Source organism: Glaciecola sp. KUL10 (assembly GCF_003203515.1).
Taxonomy (GTDB): domain Bacteria; phylum Pseudomonadota; class Gammaproteobacteria; order Enterobacterales; family Alteromonadaceae; genus Glaciecola.
The window spans coordinates 25,939-51,951 of record NZ_BGNG01000009.1 but is presented as its reverse complement, the minus strand read 5'-3'; the positions used below and the strand labels follow the sequence as shown (position 1 = coordinate 51,951).

The following is a 26,013-nucleotide window of genomic DNA, read 5'->3' as shown; positions in this document are numbered from 1 at the left end:
GAGCTTGGCAATCATCACTTATAAGCTCGATAGAAATTTAAATGCTGTCACAACGAGAAAATAACGATGCTTGATAACACTGCCCCGATTGCTGAGAACCTTAATACGGTTCGCGACCTTATCAAATCGCATGCAAAAGCTGCAGGACGAGACGAAAACGATATTAATTTATTAGCGGTAAGTAAAACCAAACCCGTATCTGATATCGTGCTTGCGTATGAATCAGGACAACGTCACTTTGGTGAAAACTACGTCCAAGAGGGCGTTGATAAAGTGTTACAACTGAAATCATTTCAAGGCATCATATGGCATTTTATCGGCCCACTTCAGTCAAACAAGAGTCGTTTAGTGGCTGAAAATTTTGATTGGATGCATTCACTAGACCGACTAAAAATAGCAAAGCGCATTAACGAGCAAAGGCCTGTTTTTAAAGCCCCTTTAAATTGCTGCATCCAAGTCAACATAGATAAGGAAGAAAGCAAGGCAGGCGTATTGCCCAGCGAAGTCATTGATTTAGTCGCATCGATGCAAACTTTAGAAAAAATCAAAATAAGAGGTTTGATGGCGATTCCAAAAGCCAGTGATGACAAAGCGACACAAAAAAATAGCTTCGATCAGATGCGCTCACTATTTGAGCAATGCAAACAAAAATTCTCTGACTTTGATACCCTATCCATCGGAATGAGTGGTGATATTGATGTGGCCATTGAGTGCGGTTCGACCATGGTAAGAGTGGGCACCGCTATTTTTGGGCAACGCGTCAAAACAAACACTTAACATAAATTCAAACAAAGAGGTCTCATGCAGTTAAGAAAGATTAGTTTTATCGGCGCGGGCAATATGCCTCGCAGCATTATTTCAGGCTTAATTACAAATGGATATCAAGCAGACTTGGTTATGGCTAGCAATCCGTCAACACCCAAGTTAGATGCATTAGAAAAAGACTTTTCAATTCAAGTAACTCAATCCAACCACCAAGCAGCAGAGTTTGCCCAAGTAATCGTGTTGTCCGTTAAGCCACAATTGATGGAACAAGTGTGCGCAGATTTGATTTCATCAGTGGATATCAGCGATAAAATTATTGTTTCAATTGCCGCCGGTATCACCAGCGATAGACTAAGTGCAATGCTCGGTGGTCATAAAAATATCGTTCGCACAATGCCAAATACACCTTCTTCTTTGGGATTAGGTATGACAGGTTTATTCGCAAACGAGAGCGTGAACGAAGAAGATAAAGCCTTTGTTGCCCATGTTATGCAGCAGGTCGGCGAAGTATTGTGGGTTGAAGAAGAAGAGCAAATCAACACCGTGATCGCAGCAGCAGGCAGCAGCCCAGCTTACTTTTTTCTGTTCGCACAAGCTATGCAAGACGAAGCTATGAAGATGGGCTTAAACAAAAGCGATGCCCGATTACTGGTTCAACAGGCAATGAAAGGCAGTGCTGAAATGATTAGTCACAATTCAAGCCTTGAATTAAGTGAGTTAAGAGCCCAAGTTACCTCTAAAGGTGGCACGACACATGAAGCGATTGAGACTTTTCGGAAAAGTGGTTTAGAAGAAACTGTTGCGAAGTCAATGAGAGCTGCTGTGGCTCGTGCAAAAGAAATGTCAAAACAGTTTTAAATGACTTTTAGGTTGATTCAAGGCTACACTTTGAATCAATGACATGTTATCGAAGTACGTCTTAAAACGTTTTACATCAATTCAATAAACAACAAATAAAAGAGCAAAAATATGGTTGCGTCACTTTACTTACTTAACTTTCTGTTTGATGCCTACATCATGATTATTTTGATGCGCACGTGGATGCAATTTGTCAGAGCAGATTACTACAACCCATTTAGCCAATTTGTTGTCAAAGTCACGCAACCGGTTGTGGGACCACTGAGACGCTTTATCCCTCCCATCGGGCGATTTGATACATCGCTGTTTTTATTTGCACTTGCAGTCATCGTCATCAAATACTTTGTATTGCAAACTTTATTCGGTGGAGGTGCTTTTGCGCCTGCTTTGGCCATTGCCATCGGCTCATTAAAAGCACTGCTGATTCAATTTTTAAACTTAGTCTTCTATGTGCTTATCATCCGCGCAATATTCAGTTTTATTAGCCAGGGTAACAACCCCGTTGAGTTAGTCATGATTCAATTAACAGAGCCGTTTTTGGCGCCTGTGCGTAAAGTAATTCCTCCAATGGGCGGCTTAGACTTTTCTATATTGGTAGTCATTTTGGCATTAAACTTCGTAACAAGGCTTATTGAACACGGGTTTTAAACTTAAAATAAATACTAAGGAATCGTCGCAGATGTTTAAGAAGTTATTTTGTGTATTGAGTTTTTGCTTACTTTTTTTAAGCGCAAACACCTTTGCAGAGCAAAAGAAAACACTTGGGCCATGGGAAGTGCATTACATTGCTTTTGGCACGACTTTCCTACAACCTGAAATAGCGCGTGCGAACAATATCGTTCGTAGTAAGTCAAATGCATTGATCAATATCTCAGTGCTAGATCGGCGAACGAAAGAGGCGCAATCAGTCGAAATTAGTGGTCGCGCTCGAAACCTTTTAGGCAACAACAAGCCCTTAGAGTTTAAAGAAGTCAAAGAAGGCAAAGCGATTTATTACCTAGCTGTCCTTAATCACGATGATAAAGAAACCTATCGCTTCGATATCGACATCAAGCAAGGAAATAACACACAAAAGCTGCAGTTTCAGCAGCTGATGTATGAGAATGAAGACTAGGCTTTTAATGGTTGCAAAACCATATTCAAAGACTAGACAGCGCACTTTCTAGCGCAGGATCCTGTTTATTTACTAATGCGTTAACCGTCATTGGCGCATAAACATCAGGTGTTAAACCCATCCCAAATTCAAACGATTTGACATTATTACTATACTTAAAAACGGGGATTCGCGTGGTAATGTTTGAGTTAGGTAAGCGTAGAGTTATCAATACTCCACCATTTGGCCCTTGAGCACTCCCACCTGTCTTTTCACCGACTATCGTCACTCTGCCTTTTGCTTTTAAAACCGAAAGTAAATTGGTACTTGCCGAACCATTACTGTTGCTAGTCAGTGCTATCACTTTGCCATTAAAAGCATATTGTTCAGACTTGATCATTGATAATTCGTCAGAAAACCAAGAACGCAATGAATATGTACCATCATCATTGCTACTAAAGCCTAAGCGGTTAGGGTTAATCACGCGTTTATCCCAAGACCATAAATACTCCTCTAAACCATCGTGGTCCAAGGTTGCAACGGTCATATCTTTGATAAAAGATGTTTTCTTTTGAATCAAATTAGCAAACAAACCTAACATGGCATCGCTAGAGCCTCCGCCATTGTTGCGCAAATCTAGAATCAGGGTTTGTGTGTTATTTTGCTTAAGCGCTTTAAAAATGGGCGTGTAAATATCTTCTGGTTTGACAGGCTCTCGGTAATTAACAAACGTATCTACACGCAGCAGTGCCGTGCGCTCATCAATTTGCTCAAAATAAACGGCATCTTTGAAGTTGTTACTGAGCGCTTTGCCAGTTTCATCCTTAGTGCTTATGATTGCTAGCCATTCTGGGTGAGTGACTCGGCTAACTTGAGCAGTTTGTAAAGTAGAGGCTGAATTAACAAACTCAATAGTGGCTTGTGCCTTATAATTCCAAAGTAAATCACCAAAATGATCGACTGCCCCGCCCATAAACTCGTATGAAGCACCCACGCCAGTATCTTTCGCCCATTCTGTATAACCGTCGACGGGTGTGTAATCTCTTACATCAGCGACTATTTCAGATATTTTCCTGCCATCAATACTCATAATTTCATCATTGACTGCCAGCGGGCTACCTTGAGGTACTTGAGTGACAATGGCGCGATTTTCTAACCACCTCCATTCAAAAGGCAAGTACACTGCTTGCTGTTTGCGACGTTGCGCAATGCTTTTAGGTAAATTAGCTTTGGTGTGATCACAACGAATCTTTGTCAGCGCATCCTGAACATATAGATAAAAATTGGCAAGCGTCATTCCACCTTGTCGCTTCGACTTGATTATGATCTCGTCCCATGCAGCCTCTAACGCTTCGAGTTTTGCATAACGCGTGTAACCAGGATGAATTCTTGAGTAAGCCTCCTTTAGCAGCGCGACATCTTGTTCGATCATCTCTGAACTTAATTGAATCATATTTGGGTTTTCTATCGCACGGGTTTTATTATCTTGTTCGGCAGCATAAGTAGGTGTCCAAAAGCAAAGTGTAATCAGACAAAAGCATAGACAATAAGATTTAAATGTTGATGTGTTCATATTCATATTCTCTTCAAGTTAAAGGTTTGAAATGGGATGAGAAAAGAATAGAGGACAAGTACACCAGTGACGCCTCAATACGCCAAATGAGCCTTAGTTTACAAGATATGAGACTTTTTTATGTATTGAGAAGGCGTGATGCCTGTGGTTTGTTTAAACACGCGATTAAATGTCGCTTTTGAATTAAACCCACTATCAAGTGCAAGTGGATACAAAGCCAGTTTTACCTCTTGAGTTAGACTTTGATTGATGAGTTGTTGTGCATGTTCAACGCGCAAATCATTGATAAAATCGTTGAAACTCTTGTGCAAATCCTGATTGATTGCTCTTGATACATATGTTTCATTTGTGCCCAATTTTGCTGACAAGTCTTTTAAGGAAAACCGAGCTTGTAAATACCAAGCATTTTGTTTCACTTGCTGTTTAATCAATTCGCCATTTAATGAAGATGGTTGGGATGGCTTAGATGGTTCTTCAGCCAGTGCGTCATTATCTCTGGATGGTTTTGAGTAGCTTGGTTTTGGATAGGACTCTTTTAATCCCCAAATGGCTTCAATGCTTAGCCAGGCAATACAAAGCATGATTGCGACTAGGAATGGAAACCCACCTACATAGGATAAACCCATTGTCGCATTGAGTACTTCAAATAAGAAAAACAGTAAAGCCGTCAGCAAAGAAATCTGCACTGAGCGTTTAATCCAAACAGGATCAAAATCAGCCAATGTGGATTGAGTAGTATTCAAAAAGGCCAAATAAGAACCGTAAAGCTTCCAAATAAAGACAAGCGAAGCAAACAAGAAAACAACACTTAAGGTGGTTTCTACAGGATAAATATAGGGGTAGTGCAAGGCATCGTTGTAGGCCCACTTTGCTTGATAATCTCCTAAAAACAAGAAGCAAGCACTGTAATAAGTGGTCTGTATGATTCCTGGAACCAATAAATATCGGCGCCAGCCGAGTTTTGCGCCGGTCATTAACGAATAAGCATGGAGGTATAAGAGAGGACCAAGCCATAAATCATTTGAGAATGGAAAAAACGTCAAGCCTGGCCAAACATTATAAAAGCCTGCGAATCCAATTATTTGCGGCATGACGGATAAAATAGTGACAACCAAAGCCGCTGAAAGATAGCGACTTGGTGTACGTTCTACTTTATTTCGCCAAAGTGTAATTGCTGCAATGAATACAGGCAAACAAACGATCAACATCATTGCGGATCGCCAGTTCATCGTCAGGTTAGTGATATCGCCCATTTACCTTGGTTGTTCTAATAGTCGTTAGTTAAAAAGACTATGCAATAAATCAGGCTTTCGCAAGTTGTACTTAGTTCAATCCTTAAGATGTCGCTTTATACTCCATTAACGCTGCTTCACTTCTAGTAAACACTAAATCCGTCTCCGAACTGGCTTCCTCATCAAAGCGATACCCCGCCACATCAAATGCTTTTAATGCTTCTGCGCTTGTGACTTTGTTTTGAATCACATAGCGCGCCATCAGCCCTCTCGCTTTCTTCGCGAAAAAGCTGATGATTTTATATTGCCCATTCTTTTCGTCTTTAAAGTGCGGAGTAACGATTTGAGCGTTCAACGCTTTCTTCTTAACCGCTGAAAAGTATTCATTAGAAGCCAAGTTCAATAGTGCTTTTTCTGACTGTTGTTCAAGGGCTTCGTTTAAGTGTTCAGTGATACTGTTGTCCCAATACTCATAAAGGTTTTTGCCTTTTTTGTTGGCTAGTTTGGTGCCCATTTCTAAACGGTATGGCTGCATTAAATCTAAGGGTTTTAGCACACCGTACAAACCCGACAAAATACGCAAATGCTCTTGAGCGAATTCGATGTCTTCTTCGCTTAAGGTTTCTGCGTCAAGACCTGCATAGACATCCCCGTCAAACGCAAACATCGCTTGTTTGGCGTTGTCCACGGTAAATGGCGTAGTAAAACTATTAAAACGCTCAGCGTTAAGAATCGCCAATTTATCGCTTATCTTCATCAACGAGCTTAAGTCACTGGGCGCTAGGGTCTTGCATTGTTCAACCAAATCCAGTGTTTTTTGCATCAACTCGGGTTGGGTAAATGTGGCAGTGGGTGCACTGGATTCAAAATCTAGATTTTTGGCAGGTGAAACGACCATTAACATTACGCTGTCATCCTTATTATTTTATTCAATTTAAATGCTTTAGTTTATGTACGTAATGGTAACAAATAAGCTTAGATTTTGAGACCTATTGAGCAGGAAAAAAAGTAATCAATCAAATCGATAAAAACGTTTATGTTCCAATTCTGATTATTCAAACCCTCTTGAAAAACAATATTCGCAATGCAGAAAAGACATGACTAAAAAGACAAAGCGACTAAACCCTGTTAAAACTAATGCAATCTTTATTAATACGAATACAATAGTAAAAAACGTAACGAGGATACAAAATAAGTTATGACTAACCAATTAGAATCACTTCGTAAAATTACTACCGTTGTTGCTGATACCGGCGACATCGACGCAATCAAAAAGTATCAACCTGTTGATGCCACAACTAACCCTTCACTGCTATTAAAAGCGGCATCACTGCCCCAGTACGCTGACCTAATCACAAACTCAATTGCATGGGCAAAAACGCAATCTGATGATGTTGAACAGCAGGTACTTGATGCAGGCGATAAGCTATCTGTGCTCATCGGTAAAGAAATCGTGGGCGTTATCCCAGGTCGCATCTCAACAGAAGTAGACGCAAGGCTTTCGTTCGACACGCAAGCAACTCTTGATAAAGCGCGCAAACTTATCGCCATGTATGAAGAACAAGGCATCGATAAATCAAGAATTCTGATCAAAATTGCATCTACTTGGGAGGGCATCAAAGCAGCAGAACAATTAGAGCAAGAAGGGATTAACTGTAACTTAACGCTGTTGTTTGGTTTTGCGCAAGCACGCGCGTGTGCCGAAGCAGGCGTTTACTTAATTTCTCCTTTCGTAGGGCGCATTTTAGATTGGTACAAAGCCAATACTGAGAAAAAAGAATACACAGGTGCTGAAGACCCAGGCGTTATTTCTGTTACTGACATCTACAACTATTACAAACAACATGGTTACAAGACAGTCGTAATGGGCGCAAGCTTCAGAAATACGGATGAAATACTTAACCTAGCGGGTTGTGACCGTTTAACTATCAGTCCTGCATTGCTTGAAGAACTTGCCAACACAACAGGCGAAGTCGAAACCTTTTTAATAGACAACGGCAAAACCAAAGAGACGCCAGCGTTACTGACAGAAGCAGAGTTCAGATGGGACATGAATCAAAGCGCAATGGCTACCGAAAAGCTTTCTGAAGGTATCCGCAACTTTGCCGCTGACCAAGTAAAACTAGAGAAACTATTAAAAGAAGCTTTATAATAAAAGTTGTTTTTAAAACAAATGCCTAGTCTGAGTTTAGCTAGGCAGTTTGTCACTCAATATTCATATATTGAGCTTATCATGTTGAAACTCGCATCTTCAAAAAGGATATCCTATGGACCGCATCCGCAATGCACTTGCTTGGCAAAAGCTCGACAAATTAGCCGCACTTGTTAAACGTCAACACATGAAAGACTACTTTGAAGCCGACCAAAGTCGTTACGAAAAAATGAGCTTAGATGCATGTGGCATTCACCTCGATTATTCAAAAAACCGAGTCACTGAAGATGTATTAAGCGCGCTACTTGAGTTAGCTAATGAACGCGCAGTTTCAGAAAAAATTGAACAGATGTTTTCAGGTGTACCTATAAACAATACTGAAAATAGAGCTGTATTACACACGGCTTTGCGCAACTTCTCTGGTAAGCCAGTGATGGTCAATAATAAAGACGTGATGACCGGTGTTTTAGATACGCTTGCCAAGATGAAAGCTTTCACAGCCAGTATTCACTCAGGTGAACATAAAGGTTGTACAGGCAAAGCGATTAAAAATGTGGTTGCCATCGGCATTGGAGGCTCTTTCTTAGGTCCCAAAATAGTGACCGAGGCCTTAAAACCTTATCAAGATAAAGCCTGTAAGGTGAAGTTTGTCGCAAACGTCGACGGGTGTCATATTCACGATGTACTTGCCGAGACTGATTATGAAACCACCCTTTTTGTGATGTCGTCAAAGTCATTTGGTACCCAAGAAACACTGCAAAACACCTTAACTGCAAAGGCTTGGTTCTTAGCGCAAGGCACTGAAGAGAAAGACATAGCCAAACACTTTGTCGCTGTCTCATCAAATGTTAAAGCCGCTACTGAATTTGGAATGGACGCGAATAACGTATTCCCAATGGCGGATTGGGTCGGTGGGCGGTATTCATTATGGTCAGCAATAGGCTTGCCGATCTGTTTATCAATAGGTTACGACAATTTCAGAGAGATTTTGCAAGGTGCGTTTGAAATGGATACTCATTTCCAGACCGCGCCTTTTGAAAAAAATATGCCGGTAATTATGGCGATGTTGGGTATTTGGTATCGCAACTTTATGGGCGCTCAATCTCATGTTTTACTGCCTTATTATCATTACTTAAGAGGTTTTCCAGCATACGTCCAACAACTCGATATGGAGAGTAATGGCAAAACCTGCACGACCGATGGCCAGTTCGTTGAACATGGCACAGGTCCCATCATTTGGGGAAGTGAAGGAACCAACGGACAGCACTCATTTCATCAACTCATTCATCAAAGTAATGTGCCGATTCCAGCTGATTTTATGTTTCCGCTTAAAGTCCCGAATCAAGACGATACCCACCATGCCATGCTAGCTTCAAACTGCTTTGGGCAAACTCAAGCATTGATGCAAGGTAAGCATTTTGAAGCCTGTTATGACGACCTCGCCGATGCTGGATTACCTGAAGAAGAGAGAAAACGCATTGCTGCGCATAAAACAATGCCCGGTAACAAACCAAGCAACACCTTGATATTCGAGCAGCTAGATCCTAAAACCCTTGGTGCTTTGATAGCTTTATATGAGCATAAGGTACTGGTGCAAGGCGCTATTTGGGATTTGAATTCGTTTGACCAATGGGGTGTTGAATTAGGTAAAGTGTTGGGTAATAAAGTGTTGGATATGATCAATGGCGATATAGACACCCAAGCCGATGCATCAACTCAGGCTTTGGTGGCTAAGTTTAAAAACGCCTAAACTCTAAACGCCGTAAACTCGGTTGTCGAGATGACAACCGAGTTTCCTCTAGTTACCATCATCACTAAATTAACCGTCATCACCGTGACAACGGTGATCTCCTTGGAACATCACGCTGTTTAAACATCTAAACGCGCTTCGTAAGTCATATTCAGCTTTAAACCCAAACCCACATCCTTTCTAGCAAAAGCGCTCTTCGCCGTCCTGGCCGCTTGCAAAACACGTCCGTGTGTTTTGAAATTTTGCTAGAAAGGATGTGGCCTTGGGTTGCGCTGAATGTTCTTTGGGTAGGTAACAGCGGGGGTTTGGTTTGACTTGTTTTCTTTGATTCTTTTGTTTGGCTTTTTTTATTCATCTACTTGGTTAACGATTATTCGATTTCTTCCAACTTTCTCAAACACGCCTCTAATTCAAAAATATATTCATCGGGCTCATTTAAATCACGAAGGGCTTGCGCCAACTCATAAACATAGTCTTTGTTTTGCCCACTTGGCCCAACACTATTAAAAATCAGTTCAGCTAAGGTCTTAACGTCATGCTCCTCTTGATAGATTCGCGTTGTTTTATCGCCGATGTAAACTAAGGCGTCATGTGCTGATCCATCGGCAAATGATACTGACTTCAAATAGCGTAGATAGCCGTTTTGTTCTCTTAAATCTAGAGCATCCAATACCTTGTGGTCTATTCTGTAAGCCATGCCAAAACATTTTGCTTGTCGGCGTTCTTGAAGTGTTAGTACTCTCCCTGGTGATTCTGGCGTGCCGCGATGATCTTCGCTGGCCATCCAAAACCTTCTTTCGAATCCATTTAAATAGGCTTTCTTTGCTTCTAAATACTCAAAGTCGACTTTAAAAATAATAGAACCGTAACCAAACAACCAAATAGCTTGATTGGGATCTAAATTTAATCTGTTTTTATTCTTCTCGATGGTTGAATAAACTTCGGACATCTATCGAGTCTCTTTTTAACGTAGTCATTTTTAGTTTATATAGGCTAACACTTGCAGTCATTTGAATATAGTAACGTGAGTATCCCTCCTCTTCTTGGTGCAAATTAAATGCATAATGCACCAGCAAAAAGCAACACAATTTTAACATTCACTGGATCTATGACTTAAGTAACAAAATTAAAAAATAAAAATAAAGCAGTAAATTCATAGGCTAATAAGTAAAAAACGAGCATCTGTCACAAAACCTACACAACATGTTAATAAAAAGTTAATCGATGTATTTTATTTTAATAGGGCCTGTGCTATTAATAATCACGTAACGTAAGTTAGCAAAGGATGCTAGCGGTAGTTAGCAGTATACGGAACCTTGAAGGAGATCCCCGTGGAAAGAGCAGATATACTTTCAGTCATTGACAATGAAACTCGCCCAACCAAAACAAAAAGCAAAAAAAGACGCTGGAGAGAAATAGAAGCAATCAAAGATAAGTATCAACTCAAAAAAGAACTTTCTGAGATGGACATGAGCTTAGAGTTCGAATTAGACGAAATGACAAGATAACTCTGAAACGCCGCATTTAATCAAAATGCGGCGTTTTTTTTGAGAAATCATAAGGTCTACTAATTCATACGAATATTTTGTTTAGCGTACCTAATATTTTTCTCAAGTGTGATTTACTCCGAAAATGCAATCCTCGTTCGTTAGGTAAACCTTAATGGATGTTTGAGGATGGAGGTTTTTTAAGGAATCACAGATATGGTTGAGTTAATCTACATGAGTCAAGCCTACCATGACTTTAGTGACGCAGATTTAGAGTCCTTGCTATCGGCTGCTCGTGAAAACAATAAAGCAAACAACATAACCGGTATGTTGCTGTATGACCGTTTAGGCACGTTTATCCAAGCTATAGAGGGGGAAAAGCAGGATATTGACGCACTCTTTCAAAAAATCGCTAGTGATTCCAGGCATGGAGAAATCGAAAAACTTTCTTATAAAGAAATTAACGAGCGCAGTTTCTCGGACTGGCAGATGGCGTTTGATAGCTTTGAGGACGTCAGTTTGGCACTTGATAGCAACACAAACCATACACAAGAAGTCGATACACAGAGTAGCGCTCAAGACTATGATGAAATGGTGTCTACGCTAAAATTGGTGGTTGAAAAACTGCCATCTGACACGCAACACTTTGCTATTACACTACTAAATAGCTTTAAAAACCAAACATTAAGTGCTGCTCCTAATAGTGCGAGAAAGAGCGCTTAGTTTGGTATGTGCCAATCAATCTCTGGCTTTTGTTGAGCATGCAGTATCCGGTTGATCTCACTAAAATGACCGCAGCCTAAAAAACCTCGGTGGGCTGATAGCGGAGAAGGATGTGGTGCGCATACAATATGGTGTTTAGCGGTATCAATGAGTTTAGTTTTCTTTTGCGCTGGCGCCCCCCAAAGCACAAAAATAACACCATTAAGTTTTTCACTTATTTGCATGATGACAGCATCGGTAAACTTCTCCCAGCCAATTCCCTTATGAGCATTCGCTTGTCCCTGTTCAACCGTGAGTACTGTATTGAGCATTAATACACCTTGTTGGGCCCAGTGCGTCAGTTCGCCATGTGTAGGTGTAATAAAATTGTCTATATCGCTGGATAATTCTTTGTATATATTGCGCAAAGAAGGCGGAATTTTATTTCCTTTCAGCACCGAAAAACATAAGCCATGGGCTTGATTGGGCCCGTGATAAGGATCTTGTCCTAGGATAACCACCTTCAAGTTCTCTGGTGTAGTGAACTTAAACGCATTAAACACATCTGCGTCAGGAGGATAAACAGTCACTCCCTCACTGCGTCTTTGTTGTATGTAGGCAAGGGCCTCTTTGAAGTAGGCTTTATCTTTTTGCTCAGCTAACAAGGCTTGCCAATGCTTCAAATTACACCTCTATTGAAAACGTCACTTTTACAACATATGTATCCTTGACTCACTCAACATAAGTTGAATGAGTCAAACAATTACTGACCAGAAAAACTATGCTCTTTATTGCTTGTCTTGCAATAAACTAATCATATGCGCCTTTAACGCTTCATAATCGTTAGGCAGGTCAGCAGAAAACGCCTCTTTCGCAACAGCATCAGCCAATGCTTGCGGTAGACTAATCGGTTGTCCAAGTACATTTTCAACAGTCTCTCTGAATTTAGCAGGGTGAGCTGTGCCTAAAAAGATCCCTACTTCATCATCTTGTAAGTCTTTCATGAGTGAGCGATAAGCCACCGCCGCGTGCGGCTCTGAAACATAACCTAATGCAGCCAACTGTTTCATCGCTACTTGGGTATACTCTTCGTCAATAGCATCACCTTGTAGAATTTCTTTTGGCAAATAACCTTGTTCAATCAATGCTTCGATACGCGGCCAGTTATTAGGTTGGCTAACATCCATTGCATTAGAAATTGTCGCGACGGTTTTATTAGGTGCCCACTCGCCCGTTTTAAGGTAGCGTGGAACCGTATCATTAAGATTAGTCGCAGCCACAAAACGTTTGATTGGTAGACCAAGTGTTTTTGCAATCATACCCGCAGTTAGGTTGCCAAAATTACCACTTGGTACCGAGAACACAACATCCTTGCGCTTTTCAGCTGGCACTTGTGACATCGCCTCAAAGTAGTAACACACTTGCGCAAGTAAACGGCTGATATTAATTGAATTGGCAGAATTCAAATGCAAGCCATCGCGCACATCTGGGTCATCAAAAGCCGTCTTAACCAATTGCTGACATGCATCAAAGTCGGCATCAATAGCGACGGTGTGAATGTTGCCGCCAATAGTAGTAAATAGTTTTTCTTGAAGTTGACTGATTTTACCTTTCGGATACAAAATCACGACGTTGATGTTTTCAATACCATGAAACGCATGTGCAACTGCGGCGCCTGTATCACCAGAGGTTGCCGTTAAAATGGTAATTGGCGCACCGTCGGTAATTTTGGATAAGACTTGTGCCATAAAACGGCCACCAAAATCTTTGAACGCCAAAGTTGGCCCATGAAACAGCTCAAGGTTAAACACATTCTCTTTTACTTGCACAAGCGGTGCTTCAAAATAAAACGCGGTCTTAACGATGCTTTCCAAGGTTTCTGCTGGAAGCTCATTTTCGGTCAAATGTGAAAGTACTTTGATACTGCGCTCAACCAATGGCAATGCAAGCAGTTCGTCAATGTTATCCATCGGTTTAATTTTCTTTGGAAAATAAAGCCCTTGGTGCTTTCCAAGTCCTTTTTTAACCGCTTCTGCAAACGTGACTGCGTCACTTGCATCTTTTAAATTTACTAATTCCACTTCATTTAACCTTTCTTTTAAACGACGCTTGCGCCAGCATCGTCAAGTTTACAAATATGACTAAAGCCATCTTCGTTTTGAATATATTCTTTTGCAAGCCATGCTTGCATCTTTTCGGCCGCTTCTAAATTATCTGCAACCGCAAATACCGTTGGACCTGAGCCTGAAATACCAAACGCCAAAGCGCCCGCTTGCTCGCATGCTTGACGAGCATCGTCAAACCTTGGCAGCAAGACCTTTCGATGTTGCTCGGCAATTACATCGGTCATCATTTTCGCTGCTAGTGCTTCATCTTTGGCATATAAGCTGTGCACAAATACACTCAATTGACGACCAAAATTAAGCGTGTCTTTTAAGCTAAATTCGCTCGGTAATAGTTTACGTGCAGCAGCGGTTGATACCGAGATACCAGAGTAACACACTACCCAATACCAATGTTCGAATAAAGGCAGTTTAACCGTGACCGGTGCGTTTTCTCCCGTCATAAGTGCAAGACCACCGACATAACTAGGTGCAACATTGTCGTAGTGAATACTGCCGCTTATCTGACCTTCAAGTTCACCCATCATTTGCAATAACACATCTTGCTCAAACGCATTATCAGCATGGGCATTTAATGCAACAAAAGCCGCTACAATAGAGCTTGCGCTTGATCCTAAGCCGCTGCCAATCGGCAACGCTTTGTGCAAGTGCATCGCGACGCTTAACTGTGCTTCATTGGCATTGGCGAGTGCTTTGTTAAAATACTCATAACAAAGCGTGACGATATTGTCTTTAGCTTCACCGGGAAGCTTATGTGCAAATTTGCCATCGACACTTAGCGCAAAACTATCAGCATCGACAACCTCAACCCAGTCGCCTAGTGACTCACCGCTGATTGGTTTTAATGCGGCGCCCAATAAATCGAACCCTAGGCTGACATTACCAATAGAAGCCGGAGCATAAGCTTTTGTGCGTTTTACTTCGTTCATTTTTAAGCGAGTTCCTGTGTCCATGGCATCGTACGTAACACGTCGGTAAACACACCCGCAGCCGTAACCGTTGCACCTGCACCATATCCTCTGATCACAAATGGAATCGGGTTATAGTATTTACTGTGAATCGCAAGTGCATTTTCTCCGTCTTTGACCGCCGCTAGCGGATGCGAATAAGGCACTGATTGTATCGATACTTTGCACTTGCCTTGTTTGATTGAACCGACATAGCGTAAGACTTCTTCTTTTTCACTAGCCTCTTCAACTAGAGACTGAACCTTAGCGTCTAAGCTCGGTAAATTAGCCATAAAAGTATCGACATCGCCGCTTGCATCAAAATCACTTGGTAAAACTGACTGCACATCGATGTCGCTAAGCTCTAAGTTCATGCCAGCTTCGCGTGCCATGATCAATAATTTACGAGCGACGTCCATACCACTTAAATCATCGCGTGGATCAGGCTCTGTAAAGCCGTTTTCTTTTGCTGTTTGCGTAGCTTCTGACAAACTCATGCCTTCGCTGAGTTTACCAAACACGTAACTTAAAGAACCAGATAAGATCCCTTCGAAGCTTTCAAGTTCGTCTCCCGTAGTAAGTAGCTTTTGCAAATTATCGATAACGGGTAAGCCTGCGCCTACGGTTGTTTCATAAAGATATTGACGACTGGTTTCTTGAGCCGTCTTTTTAAGCTGTTCATACATTTCTATTGAAGACGTATTGGCTTTTTTGTTTGGTGTCACGACATGAAAGCCTTGTTGCATCATTTCAACATATTGATCGGCAATCGACTGGTTGCTTGTGCAGTCTATAATGACTGGGTTATCTAAAGAGTTTTTATTCACAAAGGCTTTTAATGCTTCAACCGAAAAAGACTGCTCACTGTTAGTTAACTGAGTTTTCCAATCGCCGGCTAAGTTAATGCCTTGGTCCACCAGCAACTGCTTTTTACTATTAGCAACACCATAAACGTTAAGTCGAATATCTTTTTCGAGTAGCGAAGCTTGCTGGCTTTGGATTTGACGAAGCAATTCTTCACCCACCGTTCCACAACCAATCAAAAAGGCATCGATAGTATGTAGACGAGAGAAGAAGTTTTGATGAATCACTTTAACCGCTTTTTTCGCTTTTGAATTTTCGATCACGGTTGATATCGAACGTTCTGATGAACCTTGTGCTATCGCCACGTTATTTACCCTTGCTTGAGCCAATGCTGAAAAGAATTTTGCTGCCATTCCTTTAGCCTTTCGCATACCGTCACCCACTAAGGTCACGATGGCGAGGTCTCTTCTGACTTCTATGGGTTCTAATAACTTGTTGCTGAGTTCTAGCGCAAAGCCATCTTCGAGTAAGTCTAACGCACGATTGGCATCGACTTCAGGAATACAAAAACTGATACTGTATTCTGACGAAGACTGAGTGATTAAGTTGATTGATATATTGCCGGATGACATCACATCGAAAATGCGACTTGCCATGCCGACCATGCCTTTCATTCCAGGCCCTGCGATATTCAGCATCACCACGTTTTCTAGATGCGAAATCCCCTTCACGCTCGTCCACTTCGTGCTTGGCTCATGGCTAATCAAGGTACCTGGTGCAGCAGGGTTTAAAGTATTGCGGATTAGACAAGGAATGGAATACTGAGCAATTGGGCCGATCGTTTTAGGATGCAATACTTTGGCACCAAAATAAGATAGCTCCATGGCTTCTTGATAGGTTAATTTATCAAGTAACACTGCACCGTCGACTTGGTTAGGATCTGCGTTATAAACCCCGTCTACATCCGTCCAAATTTCACAACAACTAGCATCGATGCAGGCTGCAAGAATAGCAGCAGAATAGTCTGAACCGTTGCGACCTAAAGTGACCTTCTGGCCAAGCTCATTAACAGCCACAAAACCAGGCATAATAAGTAGTTTGCTACCGTCAGTATTTACATCAGCAAATCTCGCTTTACTTGCAGAAAGATCAGCAAGGCTGTCTAAATAAGGCCCGTGCGCAAGTACATATTCAAAAGGGTCGACGATTTGGTTAGCCGTCCCTTTTGCATTGAGAATTTCACTGAAAATACGCACGCTCACGTACTCACCTAGACTTAAGATACCCGCAGTGACTTCATCGGGGCATGTTTTAAGTAATTTTATGCCTTTCAGTTGTGCTTCTAAAACCGCTAATTTTTCTTTAATAAACTCACTTAAAGGAGCGTAATCAAAGTTACTCAAGCTGGCATTTAAATCATCAGCTATACCGTGCAAGGTCATGTTCAGCTTGGCGAGGAGTTCACCATAATCCGCGCCGCTCTGAGCTTGCTCACACAGCAAGGATAAAGCGTTAGTCACACCTTTAGGCGCAGACAAAACAACCGCTGCCCCTTCTGCTTGATGGGTTGATTGACTAATCTCTAATACGCGCATATAACGCTGCGCATCAGCTAGACTAGACCCACCAAACTTTAAAACTTTCATGTATGACTCCTTCAAATCCTGTTATTGCTTATCAGTAACTGTCTATGCAGGTCACTATAAGTATTATTTTTCTCTAGCACTTTATCTCAAGGCCATTTTGTTACGCTTTAAAACAAAAAAGCCCGCTAGTAGCGGGCTTTTGTTAACTTGTTTACTTGCACTAGCTAACAGCCGCCCGATGTAAGGGTGGTAATCGTCATCATAATGGTAGTGCTGTTACAAACTACGGATTTTTGAACGATTAACATGTCGATAGTGCTTCTTATATTTTTAGTACGTTCAATTTGCCGTATAGACGTCTATATGTCAATAAGGAATTTGGTTTATTGGGGATAAATTCGCTTCCTGTGAGTACCATTCACCCAAAAAATAATAAATACAAAGAAGTAACCAAGGGATTAACTAGTTATTCTTAATATTTTGCGATACAAATAATTCAAACACTGATAAAAGCGTATTCAGGCAGCCATGTCTTCAAAGAAAACACAAACCGCTATTTCACCAACAGAGCTTGAACTCGCAAAACAATTCGCCTACCAAACGCTTAACGGTTTTGATCGCTCGTTTCGTTGGTTTACTCGCTTTACAGCAGGCGCGCAAAAGCGTTTTGAGCAGTGCCAGTGGAAAGAGTCTGCAATCGCCAACAAAGAGCGAATTCAACTTTACGAGAAAAGTCTGAACGATGTCGTGTTTGAGTTGTATGAAAAAATTAATCCACGTATTCAAAGCAAAGCGTTTTGGGTGGCTTCTAAAACACACTTTGCCAAGCTTATTGAGACACATCCCCAGTTTGAATTAGCCGAAACCTTTTACAATTCTGTGATTGGCCGGTTGTTTAAACATATGAAAATTGATGATGACTTGATGTTTGTATTGCCAAGTCGATGCTTTTTGTCCGGACAAGATCGCAGTAAAGTCTTAAACAGCTTTGATACCTCGGGTACTGTGCGAGCAATGCACGAAGCTATTTTTGATACTTATCGCTTTAAAGTACCGTTTGAGGATTTAAATGCCGACTTGGAACACATGGACAAGGCATTACGCGCTCGCTTAAACCGAGAGCAACTAGCAAGTGTGCATACTGTAGAAATTTTAAAGCCTGTTTTTTATCGTGGTAAAGCCGCCTATCTAGTGGGGCGCATATGCATGCCTGATAAGACCTTGCCCTTCGTTATTGCATTGCAAATGTCTGACAAGGGCACCTTAATGGTGGATGCTTTGCTAACTGCGCGCCCTCATTTGAGCGTGATCTTTGGTTTCGCGCGCTCCTATTTTATGACAGATACGCAATATCCCGCTGAAGTGGTCGCCTTTTTACAAGAGCTACTGCCAAATAAGAAAAACTTTGAACTGTACATGTCTATTGGCTTTTTTAAACATGGCAAAACAGTGTTTTATCGCAACTACTTACAGCATTTAGAAAACTCAGATGACAAGTTTGAACTTGCCCCCGGTATTAAAGGCTTAGTAATGGCCGTATTTCATCTGCCTTCTTATGGTGTCGTTTTTAAACTAATAAGAGATGAGTTTGCCGAGAGTAAAAAAATTACCCGTGAGCACGTCAAGCAATGCTATAAGCTTGTCAAGATGACGGACAGGGTGGGTCGCATGGCTGATACTCACGAATATGTGAACTTTAGGTTGCCATTAGACAGAGTAGACAAAACACTGCTAAACCACCTGCAAGAAACCTGTGCGTCTAGTGTTTCGATTGAAAATGATGAACTTGTCATTTCTCATTTGTACATCGAGCGCAAAATGACACCTTTAAATCTATATCTTCAGCAAGCCTCAGACCCTACTAAAATACGAGCTGTGATTGACGAGTTGGGCATGTGTATTAAACAAATAGCCATGGCCAATATTTTTCCGGGTGACATGCTGCATAAAAACTTTGGGGTGACAAAAACTGGTCGCGTGATTTTCTATGATTATGATGAGATTTGTTACATGAATGAACGCAATTTTAGAGAGTTGCCTAAGAACGACGACCCTTATGCCATAGACACACTATCGGTCGGGCCAACAGACGTATTTCCTGAGCAATTTGAGCATTTTATTATTGGTAAAAAGACGTTTAAAGATATATTAAAAGAACTACACGGCGACATTATGACCGCGCAGTATTGGCAGAATATTCAAAAATCAGCTTCGCAAGAAACCATTCAAAACTTTACGCCTTATCCACAAAATGTTCGATTTAAAAGAGACTAGGGCCTGTTGGCCCTAGCTAAAGGCAGATAAAAGACGCACATAATGTGCAATCACCGTTGCCATACCAATCACCCAAAAAGTACTCCGCACAATGTGATAGTCAGCCCAGTAACACACTAAATAAGCCAATCGGCACACGACAAAAGCAATAGATAAATAAGCAGTAATATGATCTGTCGCGTTAACTGCGAGCACTAATAACACGGTAGGAGCGAAATAAGTCGTGGCTTCAAAACAGTTTTGGTGTGCAGCGTGGGTTCTTGCGCCAAACCCAGTCAGTGCAGCTTGTTGTGCACGCGGATGGCGATTGTCGTACTGTCCGCTGCGATGCATCATGATAGCCAATGGCACCTTTGCAACAAGTGGCATTAAAACGACAATTAATAAACAAATTACAACAATGGTCATGCGAGTTTCTGCTTCTTTTTATTTTGTGTACGCAAATATTAACAAGTTTTAATCTGACAAATAAGCCTTAAGGCACTAAAGTAATGGTCATGAAAATACTAATTGTAGAAGACGATCCAACCGTATCAAGCTACATCGCCAAAGGCCTTGAAGACTCAGGGCACATGACAGTTGTCGCCAATGACGGAAAACAAGGATTAGAAAAAGCCACGCAAGAGCGCTTTGACGTGATTGTACTAGACCGGATGCTGCCGCAGATAGACGGCATCACGGTATTAAATACCTTACGCGAAAACGGTGATAATACGCCTGCAGTGATTTTAAGCGCCAAGAACAAAGTGGAAGATCGTGTAAAGGGGCTTCGTTCAGGGGCTGATGACTACATGACCAAACCTTTTGCGTTTGAAGAGTTGCTTGCACGTGTTGAAATCGTAGCAGCCAGACAGCAAACTCCCGCAACCACAGTCACGGAAATAAAAGTAGCAGATTTAACCCTTGATTTGATAAATAGAAGCGTCACTCGAAAAGACAAAGTCATTGAACTTCAGTCTAAAGAATTTAAGCTGCTTGAATATTTGTTGAGGAATCAAAATAAAGTCATCACCCGCACGATGCTACTTGAAAACGTCTGGGAATATACCTTTGATCCGCAAACAAACGTCATTGATGTTCATATTTCACGTCTGCGCAATAAAATAGACAAAGGGTTCGATAAGCAAATCATCGAAACAATAAGAGGAGCTGGTTATATAGTGAACGCCGAGTCCTAATGCGCGCCATCACCGCTTTTAGAAAAAGCTCAAGCTTTACACTCAGTATCGTGTTTACGGTCATGTTGATGATGGCCGCGCTGTTCGTGACGTATATTATGGTCATTGCTAATGACGACTTATTGGTTCGTGAGTCAGAAGCAGCAATAAACGCGGATATACTGGGGTTTCATTCTTTGCATAAAGTTTCGAAACCAAAAGATATTGCAAATGAAATCACAAACCGAATCAACAATACTAGTACTGATTTCTACTATCACTTTAAAGATCAAAATAATCGCTTGCTGGCAGGTAACATTAGCGAATGGCCAAAGCCTAACAGCCCTTTTCTAAAAAATGGCATCCTTAAACTCACCATCCCTGCTCTAGCGCAAAACGAAGATGATATAAACGTCATTGCAAAAATCGTCACCTTTGATAACCAACATAAGTTATTGATTGGACGAAACATCGAAGAGATTCAACTCGCACAGTGGATTGGCAAAACCTTTGGCTGGGTCATGATATTGTTTTTATGCTTGATATCCGCCGCCAGTATTTGGGTTGCCTATTATGTAGTAAATCGTATCAATGACATATCAGATAAAGCTGACAACATTATTTCTACCGGTGATTTATCAAAGCGATTACCCATCGATAGCGATTGGGATGACCTAAGTAAGCTAAGTGTTTCACTCAACTTAATGCTAGAGCAATTTGAACAATCGGTAGCGAATATCCGCTCTGTGTCTGACAGCATTGCACACGACCTACGTACGCCTTTAACACGCCTTAAAACGCATATTGAAAAGCTAGAAAATAGCGAAGAAAAATATGCGTTAATAAAAGAGTCAGACAACTTGCTGTCGATTTTCAACTCTTTATTGAGAATTGCAGAAATTGAAACTGAGAGGAAGAAAAGTCAATTTAAAGAACATGATATCGAGACCATGCTGGACGATGTTGTTGACCTTTATATGCCTGTTATCGAAGCAAAAAACATCGACTTAGAGGTGCATGTAGACCTTCAAATTAATACATTTACCTGCGACAAAAACTTATTATTTCAAGCCTTTGCAAACGTCATTGACAATGCTTTGAAGTTTACGCTCGAATACGGCGAAATTGAGATGGCGCTATTCACAACGGAAGTATTAAAGTCAAAAGAAAAGCCAGAGGGCATGTTTAAAGTCGCTGACACAATAGACGCGACTCAAAACACATTGATTTTTACGGTGTTCGATACAGGTATAGGCGTCACCACAGCCGATATTGAAAAACTCACACAACGGTTTTATCGCGCTGAAAAAAGCCGCACAACCAAAGGCAATGGTCTTGGCTTATCGTTAGTAGCGGCAGTTGCTGAACTGCATGGGGGCAAGGTGAACTTCGTGAGCGACCCACTCAGAAGAGGTCATGGGCTGGGCTGCATAATTGCACTGCCTTTGTAGCGGTTTAAACTTCAAAGGCAATTTTCAGGTACCGACAAAAACTCACGCCATTCAATTACTGCTTTTGCATAAAAATAGTCACTTCAGCCATCACGATACCAAATTTTTTGATATAGGAACGATTCATCATTGTGTTTTCATCGAAGGCCCAAAACCAATCGTCAAAGTTTACTCGGTAGCTTGTACCATCGACTTCTAAATCCATTTCGTATACAAAATTAAAAGCGTTACCAAAACTTGTGCCTGTCGCAGGCACTGCAATATCGCCTGCCTGCCCAGTGTATGTGCCATCTGCGTTTTTAGTTAGTCGCCAAATTCGCTTAGTGGGACCTTCTCCCAGTTGATAAGTAAAGGTTTCATCTAACACCAAAACATCATCCTGCATCGAACCGTCAATATCGACGATAAAGCGTTGAACAATTTCACCACTGCGATTTTGCACAATGCCCCAAGCGGTTACTTTGCCGTCAAAAAATGCTTCAAGTTCAAATGCGGGGGATTGCGCTTTGTATTGATTGCCGTCGATGGTAATACCGCATGCACTCAAACCAACCATCGCTGTCAATGCAAGCCCTATTCTTTTAAATATATTCACGTCGATCACCATTAGTTCATACCCAATAGTTGCTTGCGCATTTTGGGTTGAGAAGTTTCTTCGTTTAACCAGATCCCAAAAAACATCGCTGAAAACTCTTTGTCTTCGATACTGCCAAGCTTTTCACCGTCGATGTAAAAATGACTCGTGCCATCGCTACTTCTTACACCCGTTATGTTTTGCTTTTCTTTAACGTCTGGAAACATTCCTTTCATTAATTCAAACCATTCGGCAAGTTTGACTTCATCACTAAAACCTTGGTCTCTCATTTCATCGATAGAACGGCTAGCAATACTTTCACCCTCAAAATCACGCAAGTATGTCAACGAGAGCGCATAGGCACCTTCACTTGAAAACTCGCCTTGAGGTGCATAAAGTTTGGCATCGTATACATTCCAAAAAAGCACCTTTAACCTACTTTCGCCAATCACCTGGGGGCTTTGTAGATAGTTATCAATAAAGCTTTGGCTTTCACTTGCGTTTGCAGACTTTCCTACCGACATAAATATCACTGCACTCAATAAAATAATTTTTAGACTTGTCATGCTTCACCCTTTTGTTCCCAGCATTTTAACGAGTAGTATATAGGTGCAAGATCAAAACCACTTGTTAAACTTAGTTAATCTTTGGGAGATAGCTTGATTAACGGTAAAGAGACTGTTGCTAAGAGTACTGAGCAGAATCGAGTCATCGAAGCTTTAAAGCATACTTTGGGTATTAAAACGCCCTCACCTTTACAGCAAATTGATGCTAGCTCGCTGGGCTACGCCAACGATATTTCACTTTGGTGCAAACGAGACGATTTGCTGCACCCCATTATTTCAGGTAACAAGTGGCGAAAACTTCAACCGATCTTATCTAAGGCTTTACTAAACGATGTGAAAAGCTGTTTATCGTTCGGAGGGGCATACTCAAATCACCTTCATGCACTTGCATATTGTTGCCATAAACTCGGGATTAGGCTCACCGCAATCATCAGGGGCGAACGACCAACGAACTTGTCACCGACACTCGCAGACATTGAATCATGGGGTACTCAATTACACTTTGTGACGCGTCAAGAATACAAATCACGCGATAAGCTAGAGCAAATCAAAAAGTACAAGCTGCAATTTAATGCTGAACTGATCATTCCAGAGGGCGGTTCAAGTGAAGACGCGGTATTTGGCATGCATTCCCTCGTTGAAGAGATCAAAGCGACCAATCAACACTTCGACGTACTTTACGCACCGGTGGGAAGTGGTGCCACACTTGCAGGACTGATTCATTACTCGCAGCCAATTTGTAAAAAAGTGATAGGTGTCGCGGTTTTAAAGGGTGAAGGATACTTGGAGAGCTTAGTTTCGCAGCTTCTTCCTAAAGGTGTCATTGATGAAGCTCGTAATCACTGGCAAATCGAGCACAATTTTCATCATGGCGGCTATGCAAAGACAAGCCCTGAACTTGATGAATTTATCAATGCCTTTTCAAACACGACTGAGATTGACGTAGAAAAAGTCTATTCAGCCAAGTGTATGTTTGCAATTCATAGCTATATCACGAGGGATATAATCAAACCCAATTCGAAAATTTTATTTTTACACACGGGCGGATTACAAGGAAAACGCACAATCAGACGCAGTATATCTGAACCATTATGATAAAAATCACGTTTAAGTAGTTATTGGACAATGGAAAAGACTAGGCCTTGCTAGTCGCATTATCCCTACTTATTCTTAGGCTTTAATATGAAAATGATACTTCAAGAAAATTTGCGCTACGCTGACCTTATCACTAAGGCACTAGACTTTAGCGAAGTGCTATTAACGTATACCAACAGCCTTTATCCATTTGCTGTCATTTCGATTGAAAACGATGTCCAATCTGTGTTCTTAGAAGAAGAATGTGACACTGCCCCCTCTTCGATGATCGAAAAACTTGAAACTCAAATAGCCTTGCGAACTTGCCAAGCAGAAACCGCAATTGGGGTACTCGTTTACTCGGTGACTGTCATCACCCCAAAGGGCAATCACTCTGATGGACTGATGCTAAGCATTAGCGATTCGAGCGGCGCAAGCACGATGACCATTTACCCTTATGAGTATGATTACAATGGCATCACAATAGGCAAGCCATATACCTGTGATTTTTCTAATTAACGTGTGCAATTTGCCCCATCATTGTCTATAACAATTATCTTGCTAATTGAAAATTTACTGCTAGCATTCGCAGAAATTTTACTTCCTGTCATTTAAAGGAGAATTCATGTCTCGTGTGTTAATTATTGGTGCAGGTGGCGTTGCCTCTGTTACTGTAAAAAAATGTGCTCGTCTACCAGAAATGTTCGACGAAATTTACTTAGCTAGCCGCACGCTATCAAAATGTGAAGCCTTACAACAGGAAGTAGGCGCAGATCGCGTCAAAGCAATTTTTGCTGTCGATGCAGATAAAGCCGACGAACTAGAAGCACTGATTACTCAGGTTAAACCTGATCTGGTAATTAACCTTGCGCTCCCTTATCAAGACTTACCGATCATGGATGCGTGTTTAGCAACTAAAACAGATTACCTCGATACCGCTAATTACGAACCAAAAGACGAAGCAAAGTTTGAGTACTCTTGGCAGTGGGCGTATCAAGACAAATTTAAAGAAGCTGGCATCATGGCCTTGTTAGGTAGCGGATTCGATCCGGGCGTAACCAATGTCTACACTGCATATGCAGCCAAGCATTATTTTGATGAAATTCACTACTTGGACATCGTTGATTGTAATGGCGGCGATCACGGTCAAGCCTTTGCAACTAACTTCAATCCAGAAATTAATATTCGCGAAATTACGCAGCGTGGACGTTTTTGGCAAGACGGTGAGTGGAAAGAAACCGATCCGCTAAGTGTTCGAGAGGATTTGGATTACCAAAACATCGGCGTACGTGCGTCTTATTTGATGTTCCACGAAGAATTAGAGTCTTTGGTTAAGCACTTCCCTACCCTAAAACGCGCACGTTTTTGGATGACCTTTGGCGATGCTTACTTAAATCATCTGCGCGTGCTTGAAGGCATTGGCATGACGAGCATTGAACCCGTTGAATTTCAAGGTCAGCAAATTGTGCCACTTGAGTTTTTAAAAGCAGTACTGCCAAACCCGGGCTCACTTGCCGAGGGATACACTGGCATGACATGTATCGGAACCTATATCACGGGTGTTAAAGACGGCAAAGAAAAAACTATCTTCATCTACAACAATTGCGACCATGCCGTGTGTAATGAAGAAGTTGGGGCACAAGCCGTATCTTATACGACGGGTGTACCAGCCATGATCGGCGCAGCGCTGATGCTTCAAAACAAATGGAAGCAACCGGGCGTGTGGAATATGGAACAATTCGATCCTGATCCGTTTATGGACATGCTTAACGAGCATGGATTGCCTTGGCAAGTGCTGGAATGTGAAAGCTCACCTTTCGCAAAATAACTATTGATACAAGAACA

At 41.5% G+C, this 26,013-nt stretch carries 25 protein-coding genes; 14 read left to right on the top strand and 11 right to left on the bottom strand.

The window, feature by feature from the left end:
* Window positions 1-66: 66 nt before the first annotated feature.
* The 4 genes from KUL10_RS14420 to KUL10_RS14405 all read left to right on the top strand — a co-directional run bounded on the left by KUL10_RS14420 (window position 67) and on the right by KUL10_RS14405 (window position 2,737).
* Window positions 67-777 (top strand): YggS family pyridoxal phosphate-dependent enzyme, encoded by a 711-nt coding sequence (locus KUL10_RS14420; protein WP_110429653.1) that lies wholly within the window; start codon window positions 67-69, stop codon window positions 775-777.
* Window positions 778-801: 24 nt separating this feature from the next.
* Window positions 802-1,623, top strand: a complete 822-nt coding sequence (gene proC / locus KUL10_RS14415) for a pyrroline-5-carboxylate reductase (RefSeq protein ID WP_110429652.1) — start codon at window positions 802-804, stop codon at window positions 1,621-1,623.
* Between the two features lie 111 nt (window positions 1,624-1,734).
* Window positions 1,735-2,271: a YggT family protein gene (locus KUL10_RS14410; RefSeq protein ID WP_110429651.1), complete on the top strand. Its 537-nt coding sequence runs from the start codon at window positions 1,735-1,737 to the stop codon at window positions 2,269-2,271.
* Between the two features lie 31 nt (window positions 2,272-2,302).
* Complete coding sequence (locus KUL10_RS14405; protein WP_110429650.1) at window positions 2,303-2,737, top strand: DUF4426 domain-containing protein; 435 nt, start codon at window positions 2,303-2,305, stop codon at window positions 2,735-2,737.
* A 25-nt stretch (window positions 2,738-2,762) separates the two neighbouring features.
* Here the strand turns inward: KUL10_RS14405 and KUL10_RS14400 are convergent, their stop codons facing one another.
* From KUL10_RS14400 to yaaA, 3 genes are all read right to left on the bottom strand, one after another.
* Complete coding sequence (locus KUL10_RS14400; protein ID WP_158525399.1) at window positions 2,763-4,289, bottom strand: S41 family peptidase; 1,527 nt, start codon at window positions 4,287-4,289, stop codon at window positions 2,763-2,765.
* Between the two features lie 98 nt (window positions 4,290-4,387).
* On the bottom strand, window positions 4,388-5,542 hold the full coding sequence (locus tag KUL10_RS14395; RefSeq protein WP_110429648.1) for an AraC family transcriptional regulator: 1,155 nt from the start codon (window positions 5,540-5,542) through the stop codon (window positions 4,388-4,390).
* An 82-nt stretch (window positions 5,543-5,624) separates the two neighbouring features.
* The gene (gene yaaA / locus KUL10_RS14390) at window positions 5,625-6,425 is read right to left on the bottom strand and encodes a peroxide stress protein YaaA (RefSeq protein ID WP_110429647.1); all 801 of its coding nucleotides are present in this window, start codon (window positions 6,423-6,425) and stop codon (window positions 5,625-5,627) included.
* 294 nt (window positions 6,426-6,719) lie between these two features.
* Here yaaA and tal point away from each other — a divergent pair, with 294 nt between their 5' ends.
* Both tal and pgi read left to right on the top strand, forming a co-directional pair.
* Complete coding sequence (gene tal / locus KUL10_RS14385) at window positions 6,720-7,673, top strand: transaldolase (protein ID WP_110429646.1); 954 nt, start codon at window positions 6,720-6,722, stop codon at window positions 7,671-7,673.
* Between the two features lie 115 nt (window positions 7,674-7,788).
* Entirely contained in the window at window positions 7,789-9,423 is a 1,635-nt protein-coding gene (gene pgi / locus KUL10_RS14380) for a glucose-6-phosphate isomerase (RefSeq protein ID WP_110429645.1), read from the top strand.
* 370 nt (window positions 9,424-9,793) lie between these two features.
* Here pgi and KUL10_RS14375 read toward each other — a convergent pair whose 3' ends face one another.
* Window positions 9,794-10,372: a gamma-glutamylcyclotransferase gene (locus KUL10_RS14375; RefSeq protein WP_110429644.1), complete on the bottom strand. Its 579-nt coding sequence runs from the start codon at window positions 10,370-10,372 to the stop codon at window positions 9,794-9,796.
* Window positions 10,373-10,754: 382 nt separating this feature from the next.
* On the opposite strand from KUL10_RS14375, the gene KUL10_RS14370 reads away from it, so the two are divergent.
* Together KUL10_RS14370 and KUL10_RS14365 are read left to right on the top strand one after the other, a co-directional pair.
* Window positions 10,755-10,931, top strand: a complete 177-nt coding sequence (locus tag KUL10_RS14370) for a DUF3545 family protein (RefSeq protein ID WP_110429643.1) — start codon at window positions 10,755-10,757, stop codon at window positions 10,929-10,931.
* Window positions 10,932-11,126: 195 nt separating this feature from the next.
* Window positions 11,127-11,633 carry a BLUF domain-containing protein gene (locus KUL10_RS14365; protein WP_110429642.1) on the top strand — a complete coding sequence of 169 codons (507 nt, stop codon included), beginning with the start codon at window positions 11,127-11,129 and terminating at the stop codon, window positions 11,631-11,633.
* Here the strand turns inward: KUL10_RS14365 and ung are convergent.
* The 4 genes from ung to thrA all read right to left on the bottom strand — a co-directional run bounded on the left by ung (window position 11,630) and on the right by thrA (window position 17,132).
* Entirely contained in the window at window positions 11,630-12,295 is a 666-nt protein-coding gene (ung, locus tag KUL10_RS14360; RefSeq protein ID WP_110429641.1) for a uracil-DNA glycosylase, read from the bottom strand. The two genes, KUL10_RS14365 and ung, sit on opposite strands and share 4 nt — an antisense overlap.
* A gap of 105 nt (window positions 12,296-12,400) precedes the next feature.
* The gene (thrC, locus tag KUL10_RS14355) at window positions 12,401-13,693 is read right to left on the bottom strand and encodes a threonine synthase (RefSeq protein WP_110429640.1); all 1,293 of its coding nucleotides are present in this window, start codon (window positions 13,691-13,693) and stop codon (window positions 12,401-12,403) included.
* Between the two features lie 17 nt (window positions 13,694-13,710).
* The gene (gene thrB, locus KUL10_RS14350; protein ID WP_110429639.1) at window positions 13,711-14,664 is read right to left on the bottom strand and encodes a homoserine kinase; all 954 of its coding nucleotides are present in this window, start codon (window positions 14,662-14,664) and stop codon (window positions 13,711-13,713) included.
* Between the two features lie 2 nt (window positions 14,665-14,666).
* On the bottom strand, window positions 14,667-17,132 hold the full coding sequence (thrA, locus tag KUL10_RS14345; protein WP_110429638.1) for a bifunctional aspartate kinase/homoserine dehydrogenase I: 2,466 nt from the start codon (window positions 17,130-17,132) through the stop codon (window positions 14,667-14,669).
* A 468-nt stretch (window positions 17,133-17,600) separates the two neighbouring features.
* Here thrA and aceK point away from each other — a divergent pair, with 468 nt between their 5' ends.
* On the top strand, window positions 17,601-19,346 hold the full coding sequence (gene aceK / locus KUL10_RS14340) for a bifunctional isocitrate dehydrogenase kinase/phosphatase (RefSeq protein ID WP_110429637.1): 1,746 nt from the start codon (window positions 17,601-17,603) through the stop codon (window positions 19,344-19,346).
* Between the two features lie 12 nt (window positions 19,347-19,358).
* On the opposite strand, the gene KUL10_RS14335 is transcribed toward aceK, so the two are convergent.
* A complete protein-coding gene (locus KUL10_RS14335) occupies window positions 19,359-19,754 on the bottom strand; it encodes an MAPEG family protein (RefSeq protein ID WP_110429636.1) in 396 nt (131 codons plus the stop codon).
* A gap of 89 nt (window positions 19,755-19,843) precedes the next feature.
* Here KUL10_RS14335 and KUL10_RS14330 point away from each other — a divergent pair, with 89 nt between their 5' ends.
* Together KUL10_RS14330 and KUL10_RS14325 are read left to right on the top strand one after the other, a co-directional pair.
* Window positions 19,844-20,524 (top strand): response regulator transcription factor, encoded by a 681-nt coding sequence (locus tag KUL10_RS14330; protein WP_110429751.1) that lies wholly within the window; start codon window positions 19,844-19,846, stop codon window positions 20,522-20,524.
* Complete coding sequence (locus KUL10_RS14325) at window positions 20,524-21,954, top strand: HAMP domain-containing sensor histidine kinase (RefSeq protein ID WP_110429635.1); 1,431 nt, start codon at window positions 20,524-20,526, stop codon at window positions 21,952-21,954. The genes KUL10_RS14330 and KUL10_RS14325 overlap by 1 nt, the downstream gene beginning before the upstream one ends.
* Before the next feature lie 55 nt (window positions 21,955-22,009).
* Here the strand turns inward: KUL10_RS14325 and KUL10_RS14320 are convergent, their stop codons facing one another.
* Both KUL10_RS14320 and KUL10_RS14315 read right to left on the bottom strand, forming a co-directional pair.
* A complete protein-coding gene (locus KUL10_RS14320) occupies window positions 22,010-22,510 on the bottom strand; it encodes a DUF3833 domain-containing protein (RefSeq protein WP_233499848.1) in 501 nt (166 codons plus the stop codon).
* A 50-nt stretch (window positions 22,511-22,560) separates the two neighbouring features.
* Window positions 22,561-23,094, bottom strand: coding sequence for a chalcone isomerase family protein (locus KUL10_RS14315; RefSeq protein ID WP_110429633.1), 534 nt, complete (start codon window positions 23,092-23,094; stop codon window positions 22,561-22,563).
* Between the two features lie 93 nt (window positions 23,095-23,187).
* Here KUL10_RS14315 and KUL10_RS14310 point away from each other — a divergent pair, with 93 nt between their 5' ends.
* From KUL10_RS14310 to KUL10_RS14300, 3 genes are all read left to right on the top strand, one after another.
* Window positions 23,188-24,189, top strand: a complete 1,002-nt coding sequence (locus KUL10_RS14310) for a 1-aminocyclopropane-1-carboxylate deaminase/D-cysteine desulfhydrase (protein ID WP_158525398.1) — start codon at window positions 23,188-23,190, stop codon at window positions 24,187-24,189.
* A gap of 87 nt (window positions 24,190-24,276) precedes the next feature.
* The gene (locus KUL10_RS14305; RefSeq protein ID WP_110429631.1) at window positions 24,277-24,687 is read left to right on the top strand and encodes a hypothetical protein; all 411 of its coding nucleotides are present in this window, start codon (window positions 24,277-24,279) and stop codon (window positions 24,685-24,687) included.
* A 106-nt stretch (window positions 24,688-24,793) separates the two neighbouring features.
* Entirely contained in the window at window positions 24,794-25,996 is a 1,203-nt protein-coding gene (locus tag KUL10_RS14300; RefSeq protein ID WP_110429630.1) for a saccharopine dehydrogenase family protein, read from the top strand.
* Window positions 25,997-26,013: the final 17 nt, after the last annotated feature.

Coding starts and splice junctions, on each gene's coding strand:
- KUL10_RS14300 (WP_110429630.1), top strand. CDS start 24,794: ATGTCTCGTGTGTTAATTATTGGTGCAGGTGGCGTTGCCTCTGTTACT.
- KUL10_RS14410 (WP_110429651.1), top strand. CDS start 1,735: ATGGTTGCGTCACTTTACTTACTTAACTTTCTGTTTGATGCCTACATC.
- KUL10_RS14335 (WP_110429636.1), bottom strand. CDS start 19,754: ATGACCATTGTTGTAATTTGTTTATTAATTGTCGTTTTAATGCCACTT.
- KUL10_RS14375 (WP_110429644.1), bottom strand. CDS start 10,372: ATGTCCGAAGTTTATTCAACCATCGAGAAGAATAAAAACAGATTAAAT.
- KUL10_RS14305 (WP_110429631.1), top strand. CDS start 24,277: ATGAAAATGATACTTCAAGAAAATTTGCGCTACGCTGACCTTATCACT.
- KUL10_RS14395 (WP_110429648.1), bottom strand. CDS start 5,542: ATGGGCGATATCACTAACCTGACGATGAACTGGCGATCCGCAATGATG.
- pgi (WP_110429645.1), top strand. CDS start 7,789: ATGGACCGCATCCGCAATGCACTTGCTTGGCAAAAGCTCGACAAATTA.
- KUL10_RS14315 (WP_110429633.1), bottom strand. CDS start 23,094: ATGACAAGTCTAAAAATTATTTTATTGAGTGCAGTGATATTTATGTCG.
- tal (WP_110429646.1), top strand. CDS start 6,720: ATGACTAACCAATTAGAATCACTTCGTAAAATTACTACCGTTGTTGCT.
- KUL10_RS14365 (WP_110429642.1), top strand. CDS start 11,127: ATGGTTGAGTTAATCTACATGAGTCAAGCCTACCATGACTTTAGTGAC.
- yaaA (WP_110429647.1), bottom strand. CDS start 6,425: ATGTTAATGGTCGTTTCACCTGCCAAAAATCTAGATTTTGAATCCAGT.
- KUL10_RS14400 (WP_158525399.1), bottom strand. CDS start 4,289: ATGAACACATCAACATTTAAATCTTATTGTCTATGCTTTTGTCTGATT.
- aceK (WP_110429637.1), top strand. CDS start 17,601: ATGTCTTCAAAGAAAACACAAACCGCTATTTCACCAACAGAGCTTGAA.
- KUL10_RS14325 (WP_110429635.1), top strand. CDS start 20,524: ATGCGCGCCATCACCGCTTTTAGAAAAAGCTCAAGCTTTACACTCAGT.
- KUL10_RS14405 (WP_110429650.1), top strand. CDS start 2,303: ATGTTTAAGAAGTTATTTTGTGTATTGAGTTTTTGCTTACTTTTTTTA.
- KUL10_RS14320 (WP_233499848.1), bottom strand. CDS start 22,510: ATGGTTGGTTTGAGTGCATGCGGTATTACCATCGACGGCAATCAATAC.
- KUL10_RS14420 (WP_110429653.1), top strand. CDS start 67: ATGCTTGATAACACTGCCCCGATTGCTGAGAACCTTAATACGGTTCGC.
- KUL10_RS14330 (WP_110429751.1), top strand. CDS start 19,844: ATGAAAATACTAATTGTAGAAGACGATCCAACCGTATCAAGCTACATC.
- thrA (WP_110429638.1), bottom strand. CDS start 17,132: ATGAAAGTTTTAAAGTTTGGTGGGTCTAGTCTAGCTGATGCGCAGCGT.
- proC (WP_110429652.1), top strand. CDS start 802: ATGCAGTTAAGAAAGATTAGTTTTATCGGCGCGGGCAATATGCCTCGC.
- thrB (WP_110429639.1), bottom strand. CDS start 14,664: ATGAACGAAGTAAAACGCACAAAAGCTTATGCTCCGGCTTCTATTGGT.